22 protein-coding genes are annotated in these 26,092 nt (G+C 61.3%); 11 read left to right on the top strand and 11 right to left on the bottom strand.

Annotation, left to right across the window (positions count from 1 at the left end; translation table 11 throughout):
- The first annotated feature begins 20 nt into the window (after window positions 1–20).
- The 5 genes from BJ917_RS03140 (at window position 21) to BJ917_RS03115 (ending at window position 8,733) form a co-directional block, all read left to right on the top strand.
- Complete coding sequence (locus BJ917_RS03140; protein ID WP_019579318.1) at window positions 21–281, top strand: YeaC family protein; 261 nt, start codon at window positions 21–23, stop codon at window positions 279–281.
- Complete coding sequence (locus BJ917_RS03135) at window positions 278–1,108, top strand: DUF2797 domain-containing protein (protein WP_121101809.1); 831 nt, start codon at window positions 278–280, stop codon at window positions 1,106–1,108. The genes BJ917_RS03140 and BJ917_RS03135 overlap by 4 nt, the downstream gene beginning before the upstream one ends.
- Before the next feature lie 10 nt (window positions 1,109–1,118).
- On the top strand, window positions 1,119–3,776 hold the full coding sequence (gene pepN / locus BJ917_RS03130) for an aminopeptidase N (RefSeq protein WP_121101806.1): 2,658 nt from the start codon (window positions 1,119–1,121) through the stop codon (window positions 3,774–3,776).
- A 1,491-nt stretch (window positions 3,777–5,267) separates the two neighbouring features.
- Window positions 5,268–6,320 carry a YCF48-related protein gene (locus tag BJ917_RS03120; RefSeq protein ID WP_096511050.1) on the top strand — a complete coding sequence of 351 codons (1,053 nt, stop codon included), beginning with the start codon at window positions 5,268–5,270 and terminating at the stop codon, window positions 6,318–6,320.
- A gap of 28 nt (window positions 6,321–6,348) precedes the next feature.
- Window positions 6,349–8,733 carry an RND family transporter gene (locus BJ917_RS03115; RefSeq protein ID WP_121101800.1) on the top strand — a complete coding sequence of 795 codons (2,385 nt, stop codon included), beginning with the start codon at window positions 6,349–6,351 and terminating at the stop codon, window positions 8,731–8,733.
- Between the two features lie 173 nt (window positions 8,734–8,906).
- Here the strand turns inward: BJ917_RS03115 and BJ917_RS03110 are convergent, their stop codons facing one another.
- A complete protein-coding gene (locus BJ917_RS03110; RefSeq protein WP_158602463.1) occupies window positions 8,907–9,626 on the bottom strand; it encodes a FadR/GntR family transcriptional regulator in 720 nt (239 codons plus the stop codon).
- A gap of 189 nt (window positions 9,627–9,815) precedes the next feature.
- On the opposite strand from BJ917_RS03110, the gene BJ917_RS03105 reads away from it, so the two are divergent.
- The 6 genes from BJ917_RS03105 to BJ917_RS03085 all read left to right on the top strand — a co-directional run bounded on the left by BJ917_RS03105 (window position 9,816) and on the right by BJ917_RS03085 (window position 12,567).
- Window positions 9,816–10,154 carry a DUF5629 family protein gene (locus BJ917_RS03105; protein WP_121101794.1) on the top strand — a complete coding sequence of 113 codons (339 nt, stop codon included), beginning with the start codon at window positions 9,816–9,818 and terminating at the stop codon, window positions 10,152–10,154.
- Window positions 10,147–11,316 carry a lactonase family protein gene (locus BJ917_RS03100; RefSeq protein ID WP_121101792.1) on the top strand — a complete coding sequence of 390 codons (1,170 nt, stop codon included), beginning with the start codon at window positions 10,147–10,149 and terminating at the stop codon, window positions 11,314–11,316. Before BJ917_RS03105 ends, BJ917_RS03100 begins: the two co-directional genes overlap by 8 nt.
- Before the next feature lie 155 nt (window positions 11,317–11,471).
- The gene (locus tag BJ917_RS03095; protein WP_121101788.1) at window positions 11,472–11,651 is read left to right on the top strand and encodes a hypothetical protein; all 180 of its coding nucleotides are present in this window, start codon (window positions 11,472–11,474) and stop codon (window positions 11,649–11,651) included.
- A gap of 208 nt (window positions 11,652–11,859) precedes the next feature.
- Window positions 11,860–11,985, top strand: coding sequence for a hypothetical protein (locus BJ917_RS32170; RefSeq protein ID WP_256658491.1), 126 nt, complete (start codon window positions 11,860–11,862; stop codon window positions 11,983–11,985).
- A gap of 115 nt (window positions 11,986–12,100) precedes the next feature.
- Window positions 12,101–12,313: a hypothetical protein gene (locus tag BJ917_RS03090; protein ID WP_121101786.1), complete on the top strand. Its 213-nt coding sequence runs from the start codon at window positions 12,101–12,103 to the stop codon at window positions 12,311–12,313.
- Window positions 12,310–12,567: a hypothetical protein gene (locus BJ917_RS03085; protein WP_096511060.1), complete on the top strand. Its 258-nt coding sequence runs from the start codon at window positions 12,310–12,312 to the stop codon at window positions 12,565–12,567. The genes BJ917_RS03090 and BJ917_RS03085 overlap by 4 nt, the downstream gene beginning before the upstream one ends.
- 119 nt (window positions 12,568–12,686) lie before the next feature.
- Here BJ917_RS03085 and BJ917_RS03080 read toward each other — a convergent pair whose 3' ends face one another.
- The 10 genes from BJ917_RS03080 to BJ917_RS03035 form a co-directional block, all read right to left on the bottom strand.
- Complete coding sequence (locus BJ917_RS03080) at window positions 12,687–13,283, bottom strand: glutathione S-transferase (RefSeq protein ID WP_121101783.1); 597 nt, start codon at window positions 13,281–13,283, stop codon at window positions 12,687–12,689.
- Window positions 13,280–16,921 (bottom strand): AAA family ATPase, encoded by a 3,642-nt coding sequence (locus tag BJ917_RS03075; protein WP_121101780.1) that lies wholly within the window; start codon window positions 16,919–16,921, stop codon window positions 13,280–13,282. Before BJ917_RS03075 ends, BJ917_RS03080 begins: the two co-directional genes overlap by 4 nt.
- Window positions 16,918–18,162, bottom strand: coding sequence for an exonuclease SbcCD subunit D C-terminal domain-containing protein (locus BJ917_RS03070; RefSeq protein WP_121101777.1), 1,245 nt, complete (start codon window positions 18,160–18,162; stop codon window positions 16,918–16,920). Before BJ917_RS03070 ends, BJ917_RS03075 begins: the two co-directional genes overlap by 4 nt.
- Before the next feature lie 205 nt (window positions 18,163–18,367).
- Window positions 18,368–20,008, bottom strand: a complete 1,641-nt coding sequence (locus BJ917_RS03065; RefSeq protein WP_096511066.1) for a BatD family protein — start codon at window positions 20,006–20,008, stop codon at window positions 18,368–18,370.
- On the bottom strand, window positions 20,005–21,744 hold the full coding sequence (locus BJ917_RS03060; RefSeq protein WP_121101774.1) for a tetratricopeptide repeat protein: 1,740 nt from the start codon (window positions 21,742–21,744) through the stop codon (window positions 20,005–20,007). The genes BJ917_RS03065 and BJ917_RS03060 overlap by 4 nt, the downstream gene beginning before the upstream one ends.
- Window positions 21,741–22,820, bottom strand: a complete 1,080-nt coding sequence (locus BJ917_RS03055) for a VWA domain-containing protein (protein WP_121101771.1) — start codon at window positions 22,818–22,820, stop codon at window positions 21,741–21,743. The genes BJ917_RS03060 and BJ917_RS03055 overlap by 4 nt, the downstream gene beginning before the upstream one ends.
- On the bottom strand, window positions 22,813–23,307 hold the full coding sequence (locus BJ917_RS03050) for a DUF4381 domain-containing protein (RefSeq protein ID WP_096511072.1): 495 nt from the start codon (window positions 23,305–23,307) through the stop codon (window positions 22,813–22,815). Before BJ917_RS03050 ends, BJ917_RS03055 begins: the two co-directional genes overlap by 8 nt.
- Entirely contained in the window at window positions 23,304–24,248 is a 945-nt protein-coding gene (locus BJ917_RS03045; protein WP_096511075.1) for a DUF58 domain-containing protein, read from the bottom strand. Before BJ917_RS03045 ends, BJ917_RS03050 begins: the two co-directional genes overlap by 4 nt.
- Window positions 24,249–24,253: 5 nt before the next feature.
- Window positions 24,254–25,213, bottom strand: a complete 960-nt coding sequence (locus tag BJ917_RS03040) for a MoxR family ATPase (protein WP_096511076.1) — start codon at window positions 25,211–25,213, stop codon at window positions 24,254–24,256.
- Between the two features lie 289 nt (window positions 25,214–25,502).
- Window positions 25,503–25,856: a hypothetical protein gene (locus tag BJ917_RS03035; RefSeq protein ID WP_121101768.1), complete on the bottom strand. Its 354-nt coding sequence runs from the start codon at window positions 25,854–25,856 to the stop codon at window positions 25,503–25,505.
- Window positions 25,857–26,092 lie beyond the last annotated feature (236 nt).

The following is a 26,092-nucleotide window of genomic DNA, read 5'->3' as shown; positions in this document are numbered from 1 at the left end:
ATAGAGAACGCGGAGACCCAATGTCCTCTTTTAACGAAATGATCAAGAACATCACCCCGGACATCTACCAGAGCCTGAAACTGGCGGTGGAAATCGGTAAATGGTCCGACGGTGGCAAGCTCACCGCCGAGCAACGCGAACTGTCGCTGCAAGCGATGATCGCCTGGGAAATCCAGAACCTGCCCGAGGAAGAGCGAACTGGCTACATGGGCCCGCAGGAATGTGCGTCGAAGTCGATCGAAGTGCCGAATATCCTGTTCAAGTCGGATGCCATCCATTGATCGAGATTGGCCGCGGTGCAATCAGTAAAATGTCGGCGCGCCTGGACGGGCCGAACGTGCAGTACGCCTTTCGTCTGGGCGACGTCGAGGTACCGGTCAATCCGTTGATCGGCACCACGGTGCGCCTGGAATACCTGGGTGCGATCCACTGCATCCATTGCGGACGCAAGACCAAAACCAGTTTCAGTCAGGGTTATTGCTACCCGTGCATGACCAAGCTGGCTCAGTGCGATGTCTGCATCATGAGCCCGGAACGCTGCCATTTCGACGCCGGCACCTGCCGGGAGCCGGAGTGGGGCGAGAAGTTCTGCATGACCGATCACATCGTCTACCTGTCGAATTCATCGGGGGTAAAGGTCGGGATCACTCGCGCCACCCAGTTGCCGACCCGCTGGATCGATCAGGGCGCCAGTCAGGCGTTGCCGATCATGCGTGTCGCGACTCGCCAGCAATCCGGCTTCGTCGAGGACCTGTTTCGCAGCCAGGTGGCCGACAAGACCAACTGGCGCGCATTGCTCAAGGGCGACGCGGTGTCGGTGGATCTGGCCGGGGTTCGCGATCAACTGTTCGACAGTTGCGCCGAAGGTCTGCTCGCGTTGCAGGAGCGATTTGGCCTGCAGGCGATTCAACCAGTCAGCGATGTCGAACCGCTGGAGATCCGCTACCCGGTCGAGCAGTACCCGGCCAAGATCGTCAGCTTCAACCTGGACAAGCAGCCCATTGCCGAAGGCACGCTGATGGGGGTCAAGGGTCAGTACCTGATCTTCGATACCGGCGTGATCAACATTCGTAAATACACGGCCTACCAGCTCGCCGTGCATCAGTAAGGACTCCAGCATGCGCACCGAACAACCGAAGATGATCTACCTCAAGGACTATCAGGCGCCCGAGTACCTGATCGACGAAACACACCTGACCTTCGAGTTGTACGAGGACCATAGCCTGGTCCATGCGCAACTGGTGATGCGCCGCAATCCCGAGCGGGGCCCGGGACTGCCGCCGCTGGTGCTGGACGGTCAGCAACTCGACTTGTTGTCGGTGACCCTGGCCGACCGCGAACTGACGGCTGCCGACTACCAGTTGACCGAGAATCACCTGACGTTGCACCCGACCAGCACAGCCTTCACGGTCGACACCAGCGTACGCATCCACCCGGAAACCAACACCGCGCTGGAAGGCCTGTACAAGTCCGGCACCATGTTCTGCACCCAGTGCGAAGCCGAAGGCTTCCGCAAGATCACCTATTACCTCGACCGCCCGGACGTGATGAGCACCTTCACCACCACCGTGGTCGCCGAGCAGCACAGCTACCCGGTGCTGCTGTCCAACGGCAACCCGATCGCCTCAGGACCTGGCGAAGATGGCCGGCACTGGGCAACCTGGGAAGACCCGTTCAAGAAACCGGCGTACCTGTTCGCGTTGGTGGCCGGTGATCTGTGGTGCGTCGAAGACACCTTCACCACCATGACCGATCGCGTCGTGGCGCTGCGCATCTACGTCGAACCGGAAAACATCGACAAGTGCCAGCACGCCATGAACAGCCTGAAGAAATCCATGCGCTGGGACGAAGAGGTCTATGGTCGCGAATACGACCTGGACATCTTCATGATCGTTGCCGTGAACGACTTCAACATGGGCGCGATGGAGAACAAGGGTCTCAACATCTTCAACTCCAGCGCCGTGCTGGCCAAGGCCGAAACCGCCACCGACGCCGCACACCAGCGGGTCGAGGCGATCGTGGCCCACGAGTACTTCCACAACTGGTCGGGCAACCGCGTGACCTGCCGCGACTGGTTCCAGTTGTCGCTCAAGGAAGGCTTTACCGTATTCCGCGATTCGCATTTCTCCGCCGACATGAACTCGGCCACGGTCAAGCGCATCCAGGACGTGGCTTACCTGCGCACCCACCAGTTCGCCGAAGATGCCGGTCCCATGGCCCACGCGGTGCGCCCGGACAGCTTCATCGAAATTTCCAACTTCTACACCCTGACCGTGTACGAAAAGGGCTCCGAAGTGGTCGGCATGATCCACACCTTGCTGGGCGCCGAAGGCTTCCGCAAAGGCAGCGACCTGTACTTCGAACGCCATGACGGCCAGGCCGTGACCTGCGATGACTTCATCAAGGCCATGGAAGACGCCAACGGTGTCGACCTGACCCAGTTCAAGCGCTGGTACAGCCAGGCCGGTACGCCGCGTCTCGCCGTCAGCGAGTCCTACGACGCGGCGGCGAAGACCTACAGCCTGACGTTCCGCCAGAGCTGCCCGCAAACCCCGGACAAGGTTGAAAAGCTGCCGTTCGTGATTCCGGTCGCCCTCGGTCTGCTGGACAGCAAGGGTGTTGAAATGCCTCTGCGTCTTGCCGGTGAAGCAGCCGCGCAAGGCACTTCGCGGGTCATTTCCGTGACCGAGGCCGAGCAAACGTTCACCTTCGTCGACATCGCCGAGCAGCCGCTGCCATCCTTGCTGCGTGGCTTCTCCGCGCCGGTGAAGCTCAGCTTCCCGTACAACCGCGACCAACTGATGTTCCTGATGCAGCACGACAGCGACGGTTTCAATCGCTGGGACGCCGGCCAGCAATTGTCGGTGCAGGTGTTGCAGGAACTGATCGCCCAGCAACAGAAAGGCGAAGCGCTGGTTCTCGATCAGCGTCTGGTGGCGGCCTTGCGCACTGTGCTGTCCGATGAGTCGCTGGATCAGGCGATGGTCGCCGAAATGCTTTCGTTGCCGAGCGAAGCGTACCTGACCGAGATCAGTGAAGTGGCGGATGTCGAAGCCATTCACACCGCCCGCGAGTTCGCCCGCAAGCAATTGGCTGACGCATTGTTCGAAGGTCTGTGGCTGCGCTATCAGGCTAACCGCGACCTGTCGAAGCAAACTCCGTATGTGGCCGAGGCCGAGCATTTCGCCCGTCGTGCGTTGCAGAACATTGCGTTGTCGTACCTGATGCTCAGCGGCAAGCCGCAAGTGTTGGCCGCGACGCTGGAACAGTTCGACGCGTGCGACAACATGACCGAGCGCTTGACCGCGCTGGCGGTGTTGGTCAATTCGCCGTTCGAGGAACAGAAAGCCAAGGCACTGTCCGGTTTCGCCGCGCACTTCAGCGACAACCCGCTGGTCATGGATCAGTGGTTCAGCGTCCAGGCCGGCAGCGTATTGCCGGGCGGGCTGGAGCGGGTCAAGGCGTTGATGCAACATCCTGCGTTCAACCTCAAGAACCCGAACAAGGTACGGGCGTTGATCGGTGCGTTTGCCGGGCAGAACCTGATCAACTTCCATGCGGCGGATGGTTCGGGGTATCGCTTCCTGGCGGATCTGGTGATCGAGTTGAACGGGTTCAATCCACAGATCGCTTCCCGGCAATTGGCGCCGCTGACCCGCTGGCGCAAGTATGACGCTACGCGTCAGGCGTTGATGAAAGGCGAGCTGGAGCGGATTCGGGCTTCGGGGCAACTGTCCAGTGATGTGTTTGAGGTGGTCAGCAAAAGCCTGGCTTGATCTCTTTGCCGCTCCCGCAGGTGTTCACCCGGACCCTGTGGGAGCTGGCTTGTCGGGTCGCCGCATCGCAGCGAAGGCGGCCTGCTAGCCGACCCTTCTTTTGTTGACCGAGTACATATCCATTCCTGCGGTAACGGCCACTGGCGGTTTCGCCCTTACGGCGAGGCACTTTTTTCAAACGCCAAAAAAGTACCCAAAAAGGCTCGCCCCGGCGTCCGGCCCCTCGCCAAGGCTCGGGGTTCCTTCGCTCCGGCATCCATCCGGGGACACTGCCCTCCGGTTGGCTTCGCTGCACCTGCATGCAGCGTGTTCGACTGCGTCGAACGGCGCTGCGCGCCACTCCCCGGATGAACACCTCCACTCAGCCTCCCGAAGGGGCGGGTGAATCAAAATCAACAGCCGTCGAGGCGAGCTGACACTCGACCTGTTTTGGCGGGTGCGTCCAATCCCCTGTGGGAGCTGGGTTGTCGGGGCGCCGCATCGCAGCGAAGGCGGCCTGCTAGCCGACCCTTCTTTTGTTGACCGAGTACATATCCATTCCTGCGGTAAAGGCCACTGGCGGTTTCGCCCTTACGGCGAGGCACTTTTTTCAAACGCCAAAAAAGTACCCAAAAAGGCTCGCCCCGGCGTCCGGCCCCTCGCCAAGGCTCGGGGTTCCTTCGCTCCGGCATCCATCCGGGGACACTGCCCTCCGGTTGGCTTCGCTGCACCTATATGCAGCGTGTTCGACTGCGTCGAACGGCGCTGCGCGCCACTCCCCGGATGAACACCTCCCCTCAGCCTCCCGAAGGGGCGGGTGAATCAAAATCAACAGCCGTCGAGGCGAGCTGACACTCGAGCTGTTTTGGCGGGTGCGTCCAATCCCCTGTGGGAGCTGGTTTGTCGGGGCTCCGCATCGCAGCGATGACGGCCTGGCAGCCGACGTGTCTCTTGCGGATGTACCCAATCCCTTGTGGGAGCGAGCCTGCTCGCGAAAAACTCTGGACACCGTATTCATCCAGACAGTACGCGTCATCGTTGACGTCCTTCGCGAGCAGGCTCGCTCCCACAGGGGCATGCCGAGTCTGAGCGAGGCACCGAGTGGTGGGGCAAGAGCGCTTTGGTTACTTTCGCGCTCTTCGAAAGTGACTCGCCGTAAGGGCGAAACCATAAGTAGCCGTTACCGAAGAAACGGATATACACACCAAACCACCAAACCACCAAACCACCCAACCACCCAACCACCCAACCACCCAACCACCAAACCACCAAACCCACATCACCCCAACAAATACCCAACCATTCAGAAAAACCACATCCCCCCACGGTTAACAAAACATAACGCACCGTCGATTGTCAGCCCTTCAAAAACCTCTATAGGATAAGCCAGCTTCCGAAGGGGCTCTGGATTGCGGGTTTCAGGACTGTGCTCTGAAACAGGTGATCCCGGTATGCACCCTTGCGGCGCCCAGAAAGGTTTAATGACCTAACAATAATAATGGGGGAAGGTTTATGAGTGAGCCTGTCATGGGTGTGGGTATCTGCCGCCCGCCGGCATTACGCAAATTCGCGTTGCTGGCTACAGCGCTCTCGCTGTTGGGCTCTGCCGCGTGGTCGGCGCCTGTGCTGGCAGCTGACGCGCCGGCATCCGACGTTGTTTATTCCGTTGAATCGGCCAAGGCCAGCAAAAGCCTGGTCCTCGATGTCGTGCACGCCGGCAAGCGCCTGGTGGCGGTCGGGGATCGTGGGCACATTCTGTATTCCGATGACCAGGGCGCGACCTGGACCCAGGCCAAGGTGCCGACCCGGCAACTGTTGACCTCGGTGTTCTTTGTCGATGACAAGCACGGCTGGGCCGTCGGTCATGACGCACAGATCCTCGCCAGCGAGGACGGCGGTATCACCTGGACCAAGCAATTCGAAGATCTGAAACGCGAATCACCGCTGCTCGACGTCTGGTTCCAGGACGCCAGCAGCGGCTTTGCCGTGGGCGCTTATGGTTCGTTGATGGCCACCACCGACGGTGGCAAGCACTGGGAAGACGTCAGCGATCGCCTGGACAACGAAGACCAGTACCACCTCAATGCAATCACTGCAGTCAAGGACGCCGGGCTGTTCATCGTCGGTGAGCAGGGCAGCATGTTCCGCTCCGCCGATTGGGGCCAGACCTGGGAGAAACTCGAAGGCCCGTACCAAGGCTCGCTGTTCGGTGTGATCGGCACCGCGCAAGCCAATACGCTGTTGGCCTATGGCCTGCGCGGCAATCTTTACCGCTCCACGGATTTCGGCAGCACCTGGGAGCAAGTCGAGCTCAAGGCTGAACGCGGTGACCTGGAATTCGGTCTGTCCGGCGGCACACTGCTTGACGATGGCTCCATCGTGATTGTCGGCAACGGCGGGTCGGTGATCAGCAGCAGCGATAACGGTGAGACCTTCAGCGTCTTCAACCGTCGGGATCGTATCTCGCTCTCGTCGGTGACCGCAGCCGGAAATGGCAATCTGATTCTGGCTGGACAGGGCGGCGTTCGCGCCACATCGCCAAACGGCGCCGAGTTGGGCAAATGAGCCGGGTTAATAATAAGAAGGCGGGGCTATGACTTCCTTGAGTACTCATCATCAGGACAAGGCGACGTTTCTTGAGCGCCTGATTTTCAACAACCGCCCGGCAGTGATCACGATCTGCCTGCTGGTCAGCATCTTCCTGTTCTGGCAGGCGACGTTGATCCGGCCGTCCACCAGTTTCGAAAAAATGATCCCGTTGGAGCATCCCTTCATTCAGAAGATGATGGAGCACCGCAACGATCTGGCGAACCTGGGCAATACCGTACGGATTTCCGTGGAGGCCACCGACGGCGACATCTTCTCCAAGGAGTACATGGAGACCCTGCGCCAGATTCACGACGAGGTGTTCTACATTTCCGGTGTCGACCGTTCCGGCCTCAAGTCGCTGTGGAGTCCGAGCGTGCGCTGGACCGAGGTGACGGAGGAGGGCTTCGCCGGCGGTGAAGTGATCCCGCAGAGCTATAACGGCTCGCAACAAAGCCTTGACCTGCTGCGCAACAACGTCCTCAAGTCCGGGCAGGTCGGACGGTTGGTGGCCAACGACTTCAAGTCGAGCATCGTCGACATCCCGTTGTTGGAGTCCTATCCGGACCCTCAGGACCAGGGCAAGTTGCTGGCGCTGGACTATCGCAAGTTCTCCCACGAGCTTGAAGACAAGATCCGCAACAAGTTCGAACTGCAGAACCCCAACGTCAAGATCCACATCGTCGGTTTCGCCAAGAAGGTCGGTGACCTGATCGATGGCCTGGTGATGGTGGTGATGTTCTTCGGTATCGCCTTCGTCATCACCCTGATCCTGCTGTACTGGTTCACCAACTGCATGCGCAGCACCGTGGCGGTGTTGAGCACGACGCTGGTGGCGGTGGTGTGGCAATTGGGCCTGATGCATTTCTTCGGCTTCGGCCTTGATCCGTACTCGATGCTGGTGCCGTTCCTGATCTTCGCCATCGGTATTTCCCACGGCGTGCAGAAGATCAACGGTATCGCGTTGCAATCCAGTGACGCGGACAACGCCCTGACGGCGGCGCGCCGGACCTTCCGTCAACTGTTCCTGCCGGGGATGATCGCGATCCTCGCCGATGCCGTGGGTTTCATCACGCTGCTGATCATCGATATCGGCGTGATCCGCGAGCTGGCCATCGGCGCGTCCATCGGCGTGGCGGTGATCGTGTTCACCAACCTGATCCTGCTGCCGGTGGCGATTTCCTATGTCGGCATCAGCAAGCGCGCCGTGGACCGCAGCAAGAAAGACGCGACCCGCGAACATCCGTTCTGGCGCCTGCTGGCGAACTTTGCCAGTGCGAAAGTCGCCCCGGTTTCGGTCCTGCTGGCCTTGATCGCCTTTGGCGGCGGCCTCTGGTACAGCCAGAACCTGAAAATCGGCGACCTCGACCAGGGCGCACCGGAACTGCGTCCGGACTCGCGCTACAACAAGGACAACAATTTCATCATCAGTAACTACTCGACCAGTTCCGATGTATTGGTGGTGATGGTCAAGACCAAGTCCGAAGGTTGCTCGCGCTACGAAGCCATGGCGCCGATCGACGAACTGATGTGGAAGATGCAGAACACCGAGGGCGTGCAGTCGGCGATTTCCCTGGTGACCGTATCCAAGCAAATGATCAAGGGCATGAACGAGGGCAACCTGAAATGGGAAACCCTGTCGCGTAACCCGGACGTGCTGAACAACTCGATTGCCCGGGCCGATGGCCTGTACAACAACAGTTGCTCCCTGGCGCCGGTGCTGGTGTTCCTCAACGATCACAAGGCCGAAACCCTGGATCGCGCAGTGCATGCGGTGCAAGAGTTCGCCAAGGAAAACAACAAGGAAGGCCTGGAATTCATCCTCGCCGCCGGTAACGCCGGGATCGAGGCGGCCACCAACGAGGTGATCAAGAAGTCCGAGCTGACCATCCTGATCCTGGTGTACATCTGTGTGGCGGTGATGTGCATGATCACCTTCCGCTCTTGGGCGGCGACCTTGTGCATTGTGCTGCCGCTGGTTCTGACCTCGGTACTGGGTAACGCCCTGATGGCCTTCATGGGCATCGGCGTGAAGGTCGCGACCCTGCCGGTGGTGGCATTGGGCGTGGGGATCGGCGTGGACTACGGCATCTACATCTACAGCCGCCTGGAAAGCTTCCTGCGTGCCGGCCTGCCGCTGCAAGAAGCGTACTACCAGACGCTGAAGTCCACCGGTAAGGCCGTATTGTTCACCGGTCTGTGCCTGGCCATTGGCGTGTGCACCTGGATTTTCTCGGCCATCAAGTTCCAGGCCGACATGGGGCTGATGCTGACCTTCATGCTGCTGTGGAACATGTTCGGCGCGCTGTGGCTGCTGCCGGCACTGGCGCGGTTCCTGATCAAGCCGGAAAAACTGGCGGGGCAGAAGGGCAATTCGCTGTTTGCTCACTGATCCGCGATTGGAAACAAAAAAGCCGCAACCTCAGGGTTGCGGCTTTTTTATATCTAAAATTCCACACTATCCCTTGTAGGAGCTGGCTTGCCAGCGAAGAGGTCCGCATCGGCGATGCAAGACTCATGACCGCATTCGCTGGCGAGCCAGCTCCTACAAGGGATTTGTGGTGGTCAGGAAGGAGCGGTGCCCAGCACCAGATTCAACGCATCGCGAGCATCGTCGAGCTGCACCAGCGTCGCATTTCGCGCACCCAGCGCATCACGGTTCTCGATGGCGGTCAAAATCGCCTTGTGCCGAGGCAATGCCCGTTCTTGCAGATTCGGCCGCTGATTCGAATGCTTCAACGACTCGGCAATAGCCACCGAAAGCATATTGCACAGATTGGCCAACAGATCGTTGTGGGTCGCGTCGGCGATGCGGCTGTGGAAATCCAGGTCCGGTTGCAGAAAGGCTTCCGGCGTGGGCGCGGTTTCCATGCGTTGGTAGGCTTCGCCGATGGAGGCGATGTCGTCGTCGGTTGCGAACTGCGCGGCGAGGGCGGCCGCGCCCGGTTCGATGATGCTGCGCACGCTGGTCAGCAGGTTGAAGAACTCATTCTGCGGGCTGCTCTGTATCAGCCAATGCAGCACGTCCGGGTCAAGCATGTGCCATTCCCGGCGCGGCTTGACCACGGTGCCGACCCGCGGGCGGGAATACACCAGGCCCTTGGCGACCAACACCCGCGTGGCTTCGCGCAACACTGGCCGGCTGACGGCATACTCCTCGCACAACAGGGCTTCGGCGGGCAGTTTGTCGTCGGGCAAGAAGCGTCCGGAAACGATCTGCATGCCCAGTTCCTGGACGATGCGCGAATGCATGCTTTTGCGGACGGAGGGTTTGCGGTAATCCATGGGGAGCGCGGCGATCCTGTGCGAGGGAATGCCTCGCATGATAACAGGCACGGCGCAAACTTGAGGCGGGCGCCGTTCAAATGTGGGAGCGGGCTTGCTCGCGAATGCGGAGTGCCAGTCGGCATAATTGTTGACTGATCTACCGCTTTCGCGAGCAAGCCCGCTCCCACAGGAACTATCTGTAAGGGCATGAGCTATCATTGCGTTTTTCCCATTCAAAGACTGATCGCCATGACCGCTGCAACCGATACCTTGCTCAATGCCCTCGAACACTGCGGAATGGTGGAAATCGACGGGCTGCATGCCTTCGAATTCGCCCTCGATGGGGACGACAACCTGCATATCGAATGCATGGATGGTAGAAACGCGCTGCACTGGGAATTCACCCCGGCGCAGATTCAGGCCGCGACCTTCGATCAAACCCTGCAGAGCTGGCTGATCAAGGACGATGGCGGCGAGCACCGTCTGGTGTGCCTCGGCGACGTCATCAGCGGTGATAACGAAGACGACGAACAAGAGGATGCGTAACCTCTGGCCCCTGTTGATCGCCGGCAGCATCGGCGCGATGGGCGTTCAGGCCGCCTGCGCCGACGACTATCCATTGCTGGTGGGTTCCTACACCGCCGGGCAAAGCCAGGGGATTTATCGGCTGAACTTCGACAGTGCGACCGGGCAGATCAATGCCCAACCGTTGCAAGTGATCAAAAGCGAAAACCCCTCGTGGCTGACCCTGTCCAGGGATCAGCGACGCCTGTTCGTGGTCAACGAAAATGGCCCGGGCCAGGCCGATCCGGTAGGAAGGGTCAGCAGTTTTGCGATCGACCCCGGGACTCATGAGCTGACGCTGATCAATCAAGTGCAGAGCCTGGGCAATGAGCCGACACATTCGAGCCTCAGCGCGGATGCCAGTCATCTGTTTGTCAGCAATTACTCGGTGGCCGAAGATCCGGGCGGGACCCTGGCGGTGTTGCCGGTGGCTGCCGATGGCTCGCTGAAACCGGTGGTGCAGATGAGCAGTCACCCGGCCAGTCGGGTCAATCCCGAGCGGCAGATGTCAGCGCATGTGCATTCGACGATCCCGTCGCCGGATGGCAAGTACGTGTTTTCCAATGATCTGGGGGCGGACAAGGTGTTCGTCTATCGCTTCGACCCCAGGGCCAATCCCGACCTGCCGTTGACCCCGGCCTCACCGGCATTCGTCCAGCTACCGCCGGGCAGCGGTCCGCGTCATCTGTTGTTCAGTGCCGATGGCAAGCACGCCTGGCTGACCATGGAGATGAGCGCCCAGGTGGCCGTGTTCGATTACCGGGACGGCACGCTTGAGCAGACGCAAATGGTCGATCTGGCTTCCGGCCAGCCGGTTTCGGACAAGGCCGCCGCCGCGTTGCATGCTTCAAAGGATGGCAAGTTCCTCTACGTCAGCAACCGGGGCACCGCCAACCAGCTGTTGGTGTTCGCCATTGACCCTGCCACCGGGCATCTCAAGGAACTGCAACGCCGTTCGGTGGAAGGTGACCATCCTCGTGAATTCAGCCTCGATCCCAGTGGTAAGTTCGTGTTGATCGCCAACCAGAAAAGCAACCGGATTGTGGTCATCGAGCGTGATGCCAAGACCGGTCTGCTGGGCAAAACCGTGCAAAAACTGCCGATGGACGCCCCGAGCGATCTCAAGTTCATCGTGCGACAATAGGCCGCAGGCCCCGGTTCATGGGGCCTGTAGCTTTCTATCAATGAGGCTGATATTTGGTAATGCTACAAAGCATTTCAAGGCCTCGTTCCTCAAGGGTTAAGTTTGCTTCACGGCCCAACCGGGCAAGCAAGCCAACTGACTTCGAGGACTACACCATGAACTTCAATCTCTTCTCCGTAATCGCCGCTTCCGCCATCACCGCCACCGTTGCCCTGCCTGCCAGCGCCAACGTTGAAATCAGCGACAAAAAAGCCCACACCCAGAGCTACACCCAGAAATACCTGCAACAGAGCGCCAACTTCTACGCCGCGCTGGACCACAAAGCCCAGCACTGAAATTGCCTCCCTGCCACCTTTATGCAGGAGCGAAGTCACTTGCCGAGCGAGCGCCGATGCCTCGCAGAGCACCGAAGTGATGTCGCTCCTGCATAACGCATTTACGACAGCATCACATCGCCATCAATCTATTGCTTGATATCACATAGCCATGCGTTTAACTTTGACGCTGATTTTTTGACTCCTTCTCAAGAAAAGGATCGATCACATGGCGATGCGTCTTGCAGTGGTGCTTTTGTTCCTCTATTCCACCCCGATTTTATCCGCCGCCGAGCCCGTTTCCGGGGAGCCCGACGCTGCCCGCGAGCGCTTGATGAGTTTTATTGAAGACTGAAATAGTCTGGCTTAATGATCAACGTAGTTGATAGTCGCTATAGACACGCCTTGTTGGTTATCGATGCTTTTTTCATCGATTCTGTGGACTCTGAAACATGTCCACGGAGTTCATCATGGCCAGCGCAATCATCACTTCTGCCAAACACGGCGCCTATGTGGCTATCGGTCTTTACCTGGTCATGGTGCTGGTTGTCAGTCTTTCGCCACAATCGCAACACACCTTCGAAGCGCCGATTCAAGTCGGACACCCTGGCATCCAGTTTGAACACCGCGCCCAACAGGCGATGGCTGATCAGGCTGATCTGGCAGGAGTGGGCGGAGCATGAACCGTTGCAAATTTTTGGTCATCGCCTTCCTGGCAGTCATCACCAATGGATTCTCCTTGCTGGGGATTGGGCAAGGTTCCATAGGCGGGGTGGCGCGGGCCATCGAGGCCAACCACAACATCGCGCACAATATCGAGACAGCCAAGGCCATGGGGATGCTGGCCGGCAATCCGCCGCTCAAGCCGGAAAGCGCCTTTTTCGGGCCGTTCCACGTCGATTGCTCGGTGATTGGCATGTGTGAAGTATTGGCGTAAATCGTTAACACATCACTGTCCCTGTGGGAGCAAGGCTTGCCCGCGATGGGGTCCTCAAGAGCGCTAAAAGCATCGCGGGCAAGCCTTGCTCCCACAGGTTTCAGTAACCCGGATACCGGTTATTTCTTCATGATCGATGTAAACAGCTCCGACGCCAGAAACCGCTGCAACCAGTCCTGCAACCGTCGATAAGGCGTCTGCGCAAACCACTCGCGGTCAACATGGGCAAATTGCCGTATGAACGGCATCAACGCCACGTCAGCCAGGCTTGGATGATCGGCCAGCAGGTAGTCGCGCCCCGCCAGCAACTCGTCAAGCTTGCGCAAGAACACCTCGCCCTCGGCGCGGTAGAACGTCATCGGCTGCTCGGGATAGCGTTCAGCGTACTTGTAGCGGTTCAGATGCACCTTGAATGCCTGATCGTTCTCTTCGATCAGCGCCGCGATGGCAAGCGGCCCCTGCGGATCATCCTTGAGCAGCCAGTCCTGCGGGTCGTTCTGCGACAACGCCCAGCGCATGATGTCCAGGCTTTCATCGATAACCCGGCCTTCGGCACTCAGCACCGGCACCGTGCCTTTGCTCGACAGCGCGAGCATTTCGGCAGGTTTGGCCTTGAGGCTGACTTCAACGATGTCTACGGCAACCCCCGCGTAACGCAGGGCCATGCGCGCCCGCATGGCGTACGGGCAACGGCGGAAAGAATACAGCGTGGTCATTTCACCTCCAGGGTGCTCAGGCCGTTGCCCTGGCGGCGGACCTGAATCTGCACTGGAATCCGCTCATGCATTTCCTGCACGTGGGAAATCACCGCGACCTTGCGCCCCTGAGCCTGCAAGCCATCGAGGGCATCCATGGCCAGTTGCAGGGATTGCGGATCGAGGCTGCCGAAGCCCTCGTCAATGAACAGTGATTCGATTTTCAGCGTGCTCGACGCCATCGATGCCAGACCCAGGGCCAGGGCCAGCGACACCAGGAAAGTCTCGCCACCGGACAATGAATGCACCGAACGCAGTTCGTCACCCATCTCGGTGTCCATCACCAGCAACCCGAGCATGCTGCCGCCACGCTTGAGGCGATAGCGCCGCACCAGTTGGCGCAACTGCACGTTGGCGTGGTGCACCAGCAAATCGAGGTTGTAGGCCTGGGCGATCTTGCGGAAGGTGTCGCCGGTGGCCGAGCCGATCAACGCGTTCAGGCGTGCCCAACGTTGAAACTCGGCGTAAGCCTCGGCAATTTGCCGCGCCAGGGCCTGATTGGCGTTCTGTCGGCGCTGGTCCTCGACCTGTTCGGCGCGCAGTTCGGCGCAGCGCTGCTCGCTGACGCCGCACTGGTGTTGCAACTCGGTGAGGGCGATGTCGAGTTGTTCGGCATCAAGGTTGCCGTTGTGCTGCCCCTGATGGTCCATCAAACGCTTGTCACGTTCCTGCACCAGGACCTTGGCCTGTTCGATCTCTTTTTCGCTGAGCTGCAAGCGCTGGCGCAGCTCACTGACATGGGCGTCATCGACCCGCAGCAGGTCTTCAAGACCGCCATCGTCCAGCTCCGGATGGCGGGCGCGCCAGTCGGCGATTTTACCGGCCAGTTCCGTGTCTTCGCTTTCCAGTGCCTGCAAGCGTTCCTGCTGTGCCTTGAGTTCGGCGGCGATTCGCACCTGCTGCGTGAGTACGCTTTGAAGGTTCTGGGTCGTCGTGGTTTCGGCGCCGCGTGCCGTTTCCACGGCGTGCTCCAGTTGCTGCTGCCAATGTTCGGCGCTGCCGTGCTCACCGAGCAATTGTTCGAGGGTGTGCTGACTGGCCTGTTGCTGTTCGGCCAACGCCTGGAACCGCTGTTCGGCGGCGTGCAATTGCTGGAGGCGGGTCTGCTGCCGATCCTGTTCCTTCTCCAGGAATTGCTGGCGCTGTTGCTGTTCGGCCAGCTCTTCCTTCTGTTGATCGAGCTGCGCCAGCCGCTCGGTGATCTGCCGATCGAGCTGCATGAAGGTCGCGGCCGGCTCGCTGCGCAGTGCTTGCAGGGTTTCGTCCGGCAGCAGGCTGGCGAACGCGGCCAGTTCTTCGTCAAGGCGCTGACGGTCGTTGCCGAGTTCGCGCTGTTGACTGTCCAGGTGTTGGGCCGCTTGTTGGTGCGCGGTTTCGGCGTGGCGCAATTGCTGAGTCAGGCGCGCGGCATCCTGTTGCAGGGTGAGCAGGGCCGTTTGCCGTTGTTCATCCTGGGCGATGCTTTGATTCAACTGGTTGTTTTGTTGGGTGAGCCAGGCGTCGCGCTTGTCCTCGTCCTGATCCAGCAGCGGGGCGGCCAACGGATGCGCCGCGAGGCTTGGCGCCAGGGCTTGTTGCTGCGTCGCCAGTAACTCCTGCTGTTGCAGCAATTCCTTTTGCTGGGCGATCAGGCCGCCGACCTCGGCACGCAGGTCGGTGAGCTTTTCCTTGAGCAGGTCGACGGCTTTCTGGGCGTTGGCCTGTTCGCTTTCATCAAAGCGGCCGAGGCTTTGCAGCAATGCTTCGGGTTGATGATACGGATGCTCGTGGCTGCCACAGACCGGGCACGGCTGATCGTCCTGCAACTGCATGCGCAGTTCCTCGACGCTCGCGCTGCGCGCCAGGCGCTGACGCTCCAGCAGTTCGCGGGTGACGTTGAGGGTCTGTTCGGCGACGCTCAGTTCAGCCTTGGCTTTCACCCCGTCCTGGGTCAGGCGATCGCGTTCCTGCTGTGCGGTGTGCTGGCGTTGTTGCAGCTCGGCACTGCGTTTGTCCAGATCCTGCTGGCTGGCCCACAACCGGCTCAGGTCTTCGATGGCGCGCAGTTGTTTGCGGTTGTCCTGCAACAGGCTGCCGAGAATGCCAATCTGCTCTGCAACGGCATCCGGTTCGGCGCCGGCCTCCTTGTACAACACTTCCAGCTGCTGTGTCTGCGCAGTGAACGCAGCGGCGGTACGGGTGGCGTTCTGTTCGAGGCTGGCCAGTTCGGCCTGCCCCTGATTCAGTCGATTGCCGATCAACACCAACTGTTGCAGGCGATCACGGTAGGCCTTCCAGGCATCGCTCAACGGTGCCAGGTGGGTGCTTTGCTCCAGATCGATGGCCATGCGTTGCAAGTGTTCGGCGACCTGGGCCTGCCGGTCGAGCAAGGTTTGAATGGCGCTCTGGCCCTGGGCACAGGCCTGTTCGGCGTTGTGTTTCGCTTCAGCGCTTGAAGCAGTGTCCTTGGCCAGGCGGGCGAGGGTGCTCTGTTCTTCGAAGGCCTGACGCAACAGCGGCGCGCCGTCGGTTTGCTGCTGGAGCGCTTCGTTCAAGGCGATCCTGGCGGCGGCAAGTTGTTGCTCCAGCCCCGTCTGGCGCTCGGCGAGTTCGCCCTGCTGCTGCGTTTGCCCGGCAATGTGCGCCGCCAGCGGGGTCAGCAGGGCATCGATTTCGGCCTTGCGGGCGAACTGGTGCCGTTGCGGCGCCAGTTGCTCCAGGCGGGTCAGCTTCAGGCGTTCGCCGGCCAGGTTTTGCCAATGGATTTGCGCTGATTGCAGCTGTTCGGTGGCGCTTTGTTGCGCGTCCTGCAGCTGACGCAAATCCTTGAGCCAGGTGTGCTGCAACTCGAGCTGCTTGAGCTGCGCCTGCTGCAATTTAAGTTGTTGCTGTGCGGCATTGAAGCGCTCATCCAGCTCCGCCCGGGCTTCGGGCGCCAGTGGCGTGACCCCGTTGGCCTGATCCTGCAGCAGTTTGTGGGCTTCGCGGGCTTCCTTGGTCTTGTCGAAGGCGCGACGGCCAAGCCGGGTGTAGAGCGCGGTGTCGGTGAGTTTTTCCAGCAGTTCGCTGCGGTCGTTATCGTCGGCCTTGAGGAAGGCGCTGAACTCGCTTTGTGCCAGCAGCACGGCGCGGGTGAACTGTTCGAAGTTCAGGCCCAGTACCGACTCGATCCTGCTTTTGAATTCGAGCTTTTGACTGGCGAGCAGTTGATCCTGGTCGATGTCGCGCAAGCTTTGACGACTGGCTTGCAGCCTGCCGCCCGCTTTGTCCCGTGCGCGGTTGGCTTCCCAGCGGGCACGATAGCGACGGCCGTCAATGCCGACGAAATCGACTTCCGCGTAGCCTTCACCCGTGCCGCGACGCAACAGCGTACGTGGATCCCCGGTGCCGATGTCACCGTCGATGTCCGGTGCCTTGGCCGATGGCTGAACACTGTTGAGCCGCGGCACCGTGCCGTACAGTGCGAGGCACAAGGCGTCGAGCAGGGTGCTTTTACCGGCGCCGGTCGGTCCGGTAATGGCGAACAGACCGGCGCTGGCCAGGGGTTCGGCGGTGAAGTCGATATCAAAGGGACCGGCCAGGGAGGCGAGGTTTTTCAGGCGGATGGCGAGGATTTTCATGGCTGTTCGCTCTCCATCTGCACGTCTTGCAGCAACTCGGCAAAGTCCTTGAGGGTTTGCTCATCGACTTCGCTGCCGTAGTTGTCCATCCAGGCGCGGCTGAACAGTTCCTGTGGGGTGAGTTGGTCCAGTTCGATCAGCGCGGCACCGTCATCAGCACCATCACGGCTGCCGTTGCCGGCGTATTCGGCGGCGATGCGCACCAGGCGCACGGCCTTGCCCTGCAAGGCGGTTTCCACTTGATGACGCAAGTCCGGTTGCGGCTCGTCGAGGCGCACCCGCACCTCCAGCCAGGGTTGGCGCTGGTAGTCGGCCAGCAGGTCGATGTTCGGCAGCTCCGCCAGTTGCAGCAGAATATCCGCCAGGGGGGCCGGGCCGAGGCGTTGCAGATCGACTGCGCGGGGAATCAGTTTGGGTTCGACGCTGACCAGGGTTTCGCCATCAAGGGTGATGTGGAGAATCTGGTGCTTGTAGCCGATTTCGGAGAACGACAACGGAATTGGCGAACCGCTGTAGCGAATCCGCTCTTCACCGTTGACCTTCTGCGGCTTGTGCAAGTGACCGAGGGCGACGTAGCTGATGCTGGGGCCGAACAGGCTGGCGGGCAGGGCTTCGGCGTTGCCGATGATCAGGCTGCGTTCGGAGTCTTCCGACACCGAGCCACCGGCCATGTGGGCGTGGCTGATGGCGATCAGTGCCTGGCCTTTCTTGCGCTTGGCGTTGGCGGCCTCGATCAGCCATTCGTGTACCTGGCCAATGCCGCGCAGGTAGTTGTCGCCCAGGTGAGCGCCGGTCACTTCGGCTGGGCGCAGGAACGGCAGCGCCAGACACCAGGCGACGGTTTTCCCCTTGGCGTCCGGTAGCGGTAAAAGCAGGCGCTCGGCGTCGAGTTGCCCGTCGTCCAGCCACAACACACGACCGAGGGCGTGCGTGCGCAGACGGCGCATCAGTGGCGCAGGCAATTCGATCCGCGAACCGGAATCGTGGTTTCCGGCGATCATCACGATGGTCAGCTTCGGTTGTTGCTCGTGGGCACTGACGATGAAGTCGTACAGGCGTTCCTGGGCTTTGACCGGCGGGTTGACGGTGTCGAAGATATCGCCGGCGATCAGCAGCACATCGGGCTGATCGAGTTTGAGCTGGCGCAGCAGCCAGTCGAGAAAACAGCCATGCTCGAAATCGCGGTCCTGGCCGTGCAGGTTCTGCCCCAGGTGCCAGTCGGAAGTGTGGAACAGACGCAAGGCGAACTCCGCTATTTGAAAGATGATGGCCGCAAGGAAAATGACAGCGGCGAAAGGGGAGAGAGTTTACTGGCAAACGCGCTTGCGGATGTACACGATTAACTGTGGGAGCAAGGCTTGCCCGCGATGGTGCCCGTGAGATCGCTATCGCGGGCAAGCCTTGCTCCCACGGCGAGCGATTCAATATTTACCCTGGGGTATCGGGCTATTTGGGATAAAGCGGCGGCAATCCACTGTCGCCCACCGGGTCCTGCACCCGTTCGGCCGTCGGGATCGCGCGAATCGCGCGCCACAGTTCTTCACCTTGCCAGTGCTGGCCGGTTTCGCTGTACAGCGCGCCGTTCAGGCCGTCCAGGGCGTCGGACAGCGGGACGAAGCGGGCGGCCATGTCGGCCAGGGTTTCCGGTTGCTGCCGGGCCCAGGCATCGAGGGCCTGGCGGGTGGCGTGGGAGTCGTTGGCCTGGCAGGCGCGCTTGAGGTCGTCGAGCACGGTGCGCGGGCTCGGGCCGGTTTGCGCGGCGCGCAGGATCGCCGGTTGCCAGCGCGCGCGCCACCACAGGCCGAAGCCCAAGAGGGTGGTGCAGGCCAGGATCAGGGTGCTGAGTTTCCAGCGCCACAGGGTTTCGCCGTCGGCAGTGGCATTGAGCTGGGAAGTACCGGCCGGCGTGTCGACCATCAGGCTCGGGTTGGCTGCCACTTGCAGGGTCCGGGCCGGCAGGCTGCTGTGTTCCAGGTGGTCTTCGAAGGTGTTCCACCAGACCACTTCGACCGACGGCAACTCGATAGAGCCGCTTCGGGCGGGCACCAGGGCTTCGCGGTCTTCGCGACTGCCGACCAGACCGCGCTCGCTGTGCTGGTTACCCAGCACCGGTTGATCCGGATACCGGCGCAGGCCGCTGACCTCGGTACCGGGCAACGGCGGCAGTTGCGTGCTGGCCAGGCCCTCGGCCTTGACCGTCAGGCTGCGGGTCAGCGAATCGCCCACCTGTACATGCTCCGGCTCCGGATTCCAGGTCTCGCTGAGTGTCAGGCTGCGCGCCGGCAGCCACGGCAGGTCGGCGGGGTAGGTGATGGGTTTGGCCTTGACCGTCAGCAGGATTTCGCTGGAACTGACGCGCATCAATTTGCCGGACTTGGGTGCCTGCGCTGACGAATCTTGCGTGGGCCGCGCTTCCACCAGCGCGGCATTGAAGATCTGCCCGGGAATGATCAATTCACCGCTGTGCTGAGGGTAAATCGCGTAGCGCATTTCAATCACGCCGTGGCGTATGCCGTTGATGTCTTTTTCGTAAGTGCGCGATTCACCCAGCTGTTCGATGCGCGCATCGGGAATCTGCAACGGCGGCAGGCTGCTGTCGTCGTACAGCGACACCGAATGGTAGATGCGCAGGGTCAGGATTGCCTGGGCCTGCACGTAGACGCTGGTTTGATCGAGGCTGGCGTCAATGAACACCGGGGCCAGTTTGTTCGAGGTCTCCTGGGTTTCGCTCTGGATCACTTGCACGGTAATCGGCTGGCTCTGGATCTCGCCCAGCTTCAATGACGGGATCACCACGCTGCCGTTTTGCAGCGGCAAAAGGGTGACGATCCAGCGGGTCGTGGCGCGGTTGTCGCCGCCGAGGGTGTTCAACTGGTTGACCTGGCGGGTGCCACGCACTTCGAACAATGGCTCCAGCGGTGTCAGGTCCGGCTTGCCGAACTGCGTCACGTCGTTGGATTCCAGGGTCAGCTCGATTGTCTCTCCGGAGTTCAGGCGCGTGCGATCGACACTGGCGACCAGCTCGGCTGCCTGGGCCTGGGCGGTCCACAACACAAAGGTGAACATGAAAACGGTGAAGCGGGTCATCGAGTTTTTCCCTGATCCTGATGTTGTTGCTGTTCGTACCAGAATTTGCGTCTGAGCAACTCCCCCGGGTCATCCGGGATCTGCCGCAGCCATTGCTCCAGCGCCTGCTGCTGTTCTCCTTCGATACTGTCGCTGGCCGGGCGCATGGGCGGCGTGGTGTGTTGTTCGTCCCCCAACTCGCTGCCTGGCACTTCGTTGGTGCCGGCCTTCGGCGGCCTCGTGGGCGATTGTTCGGCATCGGAGCCGGTCTGTTGGTCAGCGTTCTTCGGCTCGCCCGTGCTCTGCGCCTGGGCGGCAGCGCCGGGTGGTGGTTCTTGCGGCGGTGCCTGGGGTTCCTCGTTGGCGGTATTGTCCGGCTCGGCGGCGGGCGGGTTGGCTTTCTGCTTGAGCAGGCTTTCGACCAATGCCTTGTTGGTCAGGGCCGGGCGCAAGTCCGGTTGACGTTCAAGTGCCTGTTCATACGCATCCAGCGCCGCCTCCAGTTCACCACTTTTGGCCAAGGCATTGCCTCGATTGTAGTGGGCGTGGGCATCGTTGCCTTCGGCGAACCGCTGGGCGGCACCGCTGTAATCGCCGGCCTCATAGAGGGCCACGCCTTGCCACTGATGATCTTCGAAGCGCTGTGCGGCCTCGGCCGGGCGTTGCTGCTTGAGCAGGTGCACGCCCTGCTGGTCAGGGCGCAGCCACAGGTCCTGGAACTCGAAGGCGTAGCTCGATTGTGGCAGCGCCAGCAGTAGCGGCAGGCAGAACAACCAGCCGCGACGACCGGCACAGGCCGCCAGCAGCAACAAGGGCAGGAGCAACCAATACCCCTGATCGGCCCAGGCATCCAGGCGCAGGGTCTGGCCATTGTCGCGCAGGTTACGCGGCCCATCGAGCAGGCCAAGTGCGCGCAGGTCGGAATCGCCCAGGCGCGCGTGGCGATAGCGCCCGTCCAGATCATTGGCGAAGGCTTTCAGGCCGGGCTCGTCCAGGTGCGGTACCAGGATCGCCCCCTGTTCGTCCTTGAGGAAACTGCCGTCCTCCTGGGTGATCGGCGAGCCTTCGGCGGTGCCGATGCCAAGCATCAGGAACTGGGTGGATTTGCCGCTCAGGGCACGACGAATCCCCAGGCGTTCCTGTTCCGTCAGGGAAGAGCCGATCAACAGGATCCGGCCATCGCCCAGGGCGCCTTGCTCCAGCAGGGCCAGGGCCTTGGTCACCGCGAGGTCGGCGCGATGGCCGGCTTCGGGCATCAATGACGGTTTGAGGGCGTCCAGCAGATTGCGGCTGGTGGACAGGTCGTCCGACAGTGGTACCAGCGTGTGCGCGCTGCCGGCGTAGACCACGATGGCGGTCTGCGCGTCGCTGCGGTTTTGCAGCAGGTCGAGGAGCTTGCGCCGGGCCTGTTCCAGGCGGTTGGGCTGGACGTCGGTAGCGAGCATTTGCGGGGTCAGCTCAAGGATCACCACTAGCGGATCGGCGGGTTTCTGGCTGAGCTGCTCGACACGCTCCCAGCTCGGCCCCAGCAATGCGAGTACGGTCATAAGCCACGCCACGCCCAAGGCCACCCACGGCAGTTTGCTGTCGCGGCCATTGCCACCGCTGAGCAGCGCGGCATGAAAGGCCGGCGGCAGGATCATCTGCCAGCGCCCGGCACGCTTCTGCCGATGCCAGAGTTGCCACAGCAGCCAGCCCAGCAACGGCAGCAACAGCAGCCACCAGGGGCGGAACCAATAGGGCCAGAGCGCGCTCATCGGCGCCTCCGCAGGCGCAGGCGATTGAGACGCTGACGCCAGTCAGGCAGTTGGGTTTGCAAAAACAGGTCCTTGGTAAACAGGCGATGCAACGGGTTATCCGGCCAGAGCTCGCGGACCACCAGCAGCATGCTCATGATCAACGCCATCGTCAGTGGCCAGTGATACAACGCCTGGGCCGGACGGGCCTGGGTCGGTTGCTGGGTCACGGGTTCCAGTTGGTCGAGGGTGTCCTTGATCGTTTGCAGCTCCTTGCCATCGCGAGCCCGGAAATACCGACCTCCGGTCGCCTCGGCGATCGCTTTCAGGGATGGCTCATCAAGGTCCAGGCTCGGATTGATCCCGAGGAAGCCCAGGGTGCCGCTTTCCTCCGGGTCCGCACCGATGCCGATCGGGTAGATTTTCACGCCTTCCCTGGCGGCCAGGCGCGCGGCAGTGAGCGGGTCGATTTCACCGCCATTGTTGGCGCCGTCCGTCACCAGAATCAGCACGCGGCTCTGGGCCGGCCGTTGCCGCAGGCGCTTGAGGCCCAGACCAATGGCGTCGCCGATGGCGGTGTTCTTGCCGGCGATGCCTATGCGCGCTTCGTCGAGCCAGACGCGCACGGTATGCCGGTCGAAGGTCAGCGGCGCTTGCAGGTAGGCCTGGCTGCCGAACAGGATCAGGCCGACCCGATCACCGTCGCGGCTCTCGAGGAAGTCGCCGAGCAGATGCTGGACCAGTGCAAGGCGGCTGACGTCTTCGTCCTGCCATTGCATGTCGGGGAAATCCATGGAGCCTGAAACGTCCACCGCCACGAGCAGGTCGCGGCCACTGGCGGCAATCGGCAGGGGGTCGCCGAGCCATTGCGGGCGCGCGGCGGCGGTCAGCAGCATCAACCACAGCAGCAGGAACGGCGCCTGTTGGCGCCAGGCCGGCAGGTTGGCGCGGGCACGGCGCCGGGCCAGGCCTTCGAGGTCACTGAGGAAGCTCACCTTGAGCGCCGGCTCGCCACTGTCGGCCACCGGCAGCACGATGCGCATCAGCCACGGCAGCGGCAGCAGGGCGAAGAGCCAGGGCCAGGCGAACTCAAACATGTTTGCGAATCCAGGTGTCGACAGCCTGGGTCAGGCCGGCGATGGCCTTGTCGTCGAGTTTGCATTCGGGTTTATAGGCGCCTTCGACCAGCACCATCCAGCGGGTCAGCCCGGCAGCCGGGCAACGGTTGTCGAGGAAGGCCAGCCATTTGCGCCCGTTGAGGGTATGGCTCTGGCTGTACGGGTAATGGTTGCGACACAGGCGCTTGAGCAGGCCGTTGAGTTGCTGCAGCCAGGCGCCTGCGGGGGCCCCGTCGTAGGGCTTGGGCATCAGTGCCAGCTCCGACAGGGCGGCGAGGCGCACCGGGTCCAGCGGCTGCTCGGCGCGCACGATACGGCGCTTTTGCGGAATGAAACGCCGCAGCTTCCACAAGCCGAAACCGATGGCGGGCAGCAGCAACAGCAGTAGCCACCAGCCCGGTGCCGGCGGCCAGAAGTCGATCGGAGGCGGAGAAATCAGGGGTTGCAGTTGATCCAGACTGCTCATCGACCTTTCCCCGGCTTCTGAGGGTTCAGGTACTCGCGCAATTGCTCGACCATTTCGCTCTGGGTGCTCAATGGCATCAACAACACCCGCAGTTTTTGCGCGAGCAATTCCCAGCGGGCGATGCGCGTTTCGGCCTGGGCGCGGTAGGTCTGGCGCAGGTCGAAATTCAGCGTATCGAGCTCCAGTTGCGCACCGCGCTCGGCAAAACGAAGCAAGCCGGCGGCGGGCAGGGCGTGATCCAGCGGATCGGACAGCGGCAGCAGCAACAGGTCGCAATGGCGTGACAGCAGGCTCAACTGTTGCTCGGCGCTCTCGGACAAGGCGCGTTCGTCACAGATCACGATCGCCAGGCTACCCGGACGCAACACTTCACGGGCGCGACGCAGGGCAATGCCGAAGGCGTCGCGGTCCGGCTCGCTTTCAGTGTGCAACGACTGATTGACGCGCACCAGTCGGTTGAGAAACTGCAGCAGACTTTGTTTACTGCGCCGTGGCTTGATTTCGTAGTGTTCGTTGTCACCGAACACCAGTCCGCCGACCCGGTCATTATGCCCCAGCGCGGCCCAGCCGATCAGGCTCGCGGCCTGGGCGGCAAGCACCGATTTGAACATCAGCCCCGAACCGAAAAACAGCCGACGGCTTTGCTCGACCATGATGAAAATCGGTCGCTCGCGCTCTTCGTGGAACAGTTTGGTGTGAGGCTCCTGGGTTCGGGCGGTAACCCGCCAGTCGATGCTGCGCACGTCGTCGCCGGCCTGATAGACCCGCACCTGATCGAAGTCGACGCCACGACCGCGCAGCTTGGAGTGGTGCAGGCCGATCAGCGGGCTGCGCTGGCTCGGCGTGGAGAACAGCTGCACTTCGCGCACGCGATGGCGCATCTCGATCAGCTCGGCGAGCGTGATACGGATACCCGGTTGGGGCGGCAGGAGGGCGTTCATGGGGGTCAAGCGACGGCTACGACGTCGAGAATCCGCTGCACCACCCGGTCCTGGTCGATACCGGCGGCTTCGGCTTCAAAGGACAGAATGATGCGGTGGCGCAACACGTCGAACAGCACCGCCTGAATGTCTTCCGGGCTGACGAAATCGCGTCCGGCGAGCCAGGCATGGGCGCGCGCGCAACGGTCCAGGGCGATGGAGCCGCGAGGACTGGCGCCGTAGGCGATCCACTCGGCCATCTCCGGGTCGAATTTGCCCGGATTGCGCGTAGCCATGACCAGTTGCACCAGGTATTCCTCCACGGCATCGGCCATGTACAGGCCGAGGATTTCCTTGCGTGCGGCAAAAATCGCCTGCTGGCTGACCCGGCGCTCGGGTTTTGTTTCGCCGTTCAGGGCTTCACCACGGGCCTGTTGCAGGATGCGACGTTCGACAGCGGCGTCCGGGAAGCCGATTTTCACGTGCATCAGAAAACGGTCGAGCTGGGCTTCTGGCAGCGGATAGGTGCCTTCCTGCTCGATGGGGTTTTGCGTGGCCATCACCAGAAACAGCGGCGACAGCTCATAAGTGCTGCGCCCGACACTGACCTGACGCTCGCCCATGGCTTCGAGCAGCGCCGACTGAACCTTGGCCGGGGCGCGGTTGATTTCGTCCGCCAGCACCAGGTTATGGAAGATCGGACCTTGCTGGAACACGAAGCTGCCGGTTTCCGGGCGATAGATTTCCGTGCCGGTGATGTCGGCAGGCAACAGGTCGGGGGTGAACTGAATGCGATGGAACTGGGCTTCGATGCCTTCGGCAAGTTCTTTGATGGCCTTGGTCTTGGCCAAACCAGGAGCGCCCTCGACCAGCATATGGCCGTCGGCGAGCAGGGCGATGAGCAAGCGCTCGATGAGCTTTTCCTGGCCGAGAATCTGCGTTGAAAGAAAGGTTCGCAGCGCGAGCAGCGCTTCACGATGTTCCATCGATGACTGTTCCTGGAAAGGGTGACCGAAGACGTTCGTATAACGCCAGGGCTGGGGGCGTTACTTTAATCCATCGCGGGGGGCGGCGACTAACGGCATTTTGTGCAAAGTGCGGGAAATGATTGGGGTATCAGTTGGATTTAGCAGAGCAGCAGCCTTGAGGTGGCTGTCAGGGCCTCATCGCTGGCAAGCCAGCCCCCACAGTGGCCGCTGTGTTGCACAGATTGCATACACGCCGCCAATGCCTGTGGGAGCTGGCGTGCCAGCGATAGGGCCAGTTCAGACACCCTCAAATCTGGCTGATGTAGGTGCCGGTACCGTCAAGGATGTTTTTCAGGGTCAACTCAACTTCAGCCAGGTCCACCATGTCCGGGTTGAAGGTGATCTGCAGCACATCATCCCCATTCAACACATCGGCATCCGCCGCCGCGATTTCGATCTTCAGCAGGGTAGGGCTGAGAGTGACTTTCACGCCATCGAGGGTCGAAGGCTCGCCGTCCAGGGTGATTTCCAGCTCGTCCTCGTCCGGGTAACGGGTCATCAGGAACATTTCGCCCTTGTCGCTGTGGCAGCAGAGCATGGCCATGTTGTCTTCCTCGTCGTCGCACGGGTTGACGATCAAGAGGGCGGTGGTCATTTGCATGGGTAATTCCTGGCTCGACGAGCGTAATGAAGACGAACAAAAGGCAATTCTGCCAGCCCCGGTGAATTTCTGCTTGCCTGTAGGAGCTGGCAAGCCAGCTCCCACAGGTCGAGCCACGCACTCATTAGAGTGTGTTATTTGTCATTTCTGGTACGGAAGTACCGCAACCGGACGGAAAACCGCCATTTTCCCCTGTGAGTGCTAGTGTTGTTCGATGCGCCGCCGTCAAGCTGCAT

Source organism: Pseudomonas sp. WPR_5_2, assembly GCF_003634475.1.
Lineage (GTDB): Bacteria > Pseudomonadota > Gammaproteobacteria > Pseudomonadales > Pseudomonadaceae > Aquipseudomonas > Aquipseudomonas izuensis.
The sequence above is the reverse complement of the archived record's forward strand: the minus strand, read 5'-3'. Positions and strand labels throughout refer to the sequence as shown.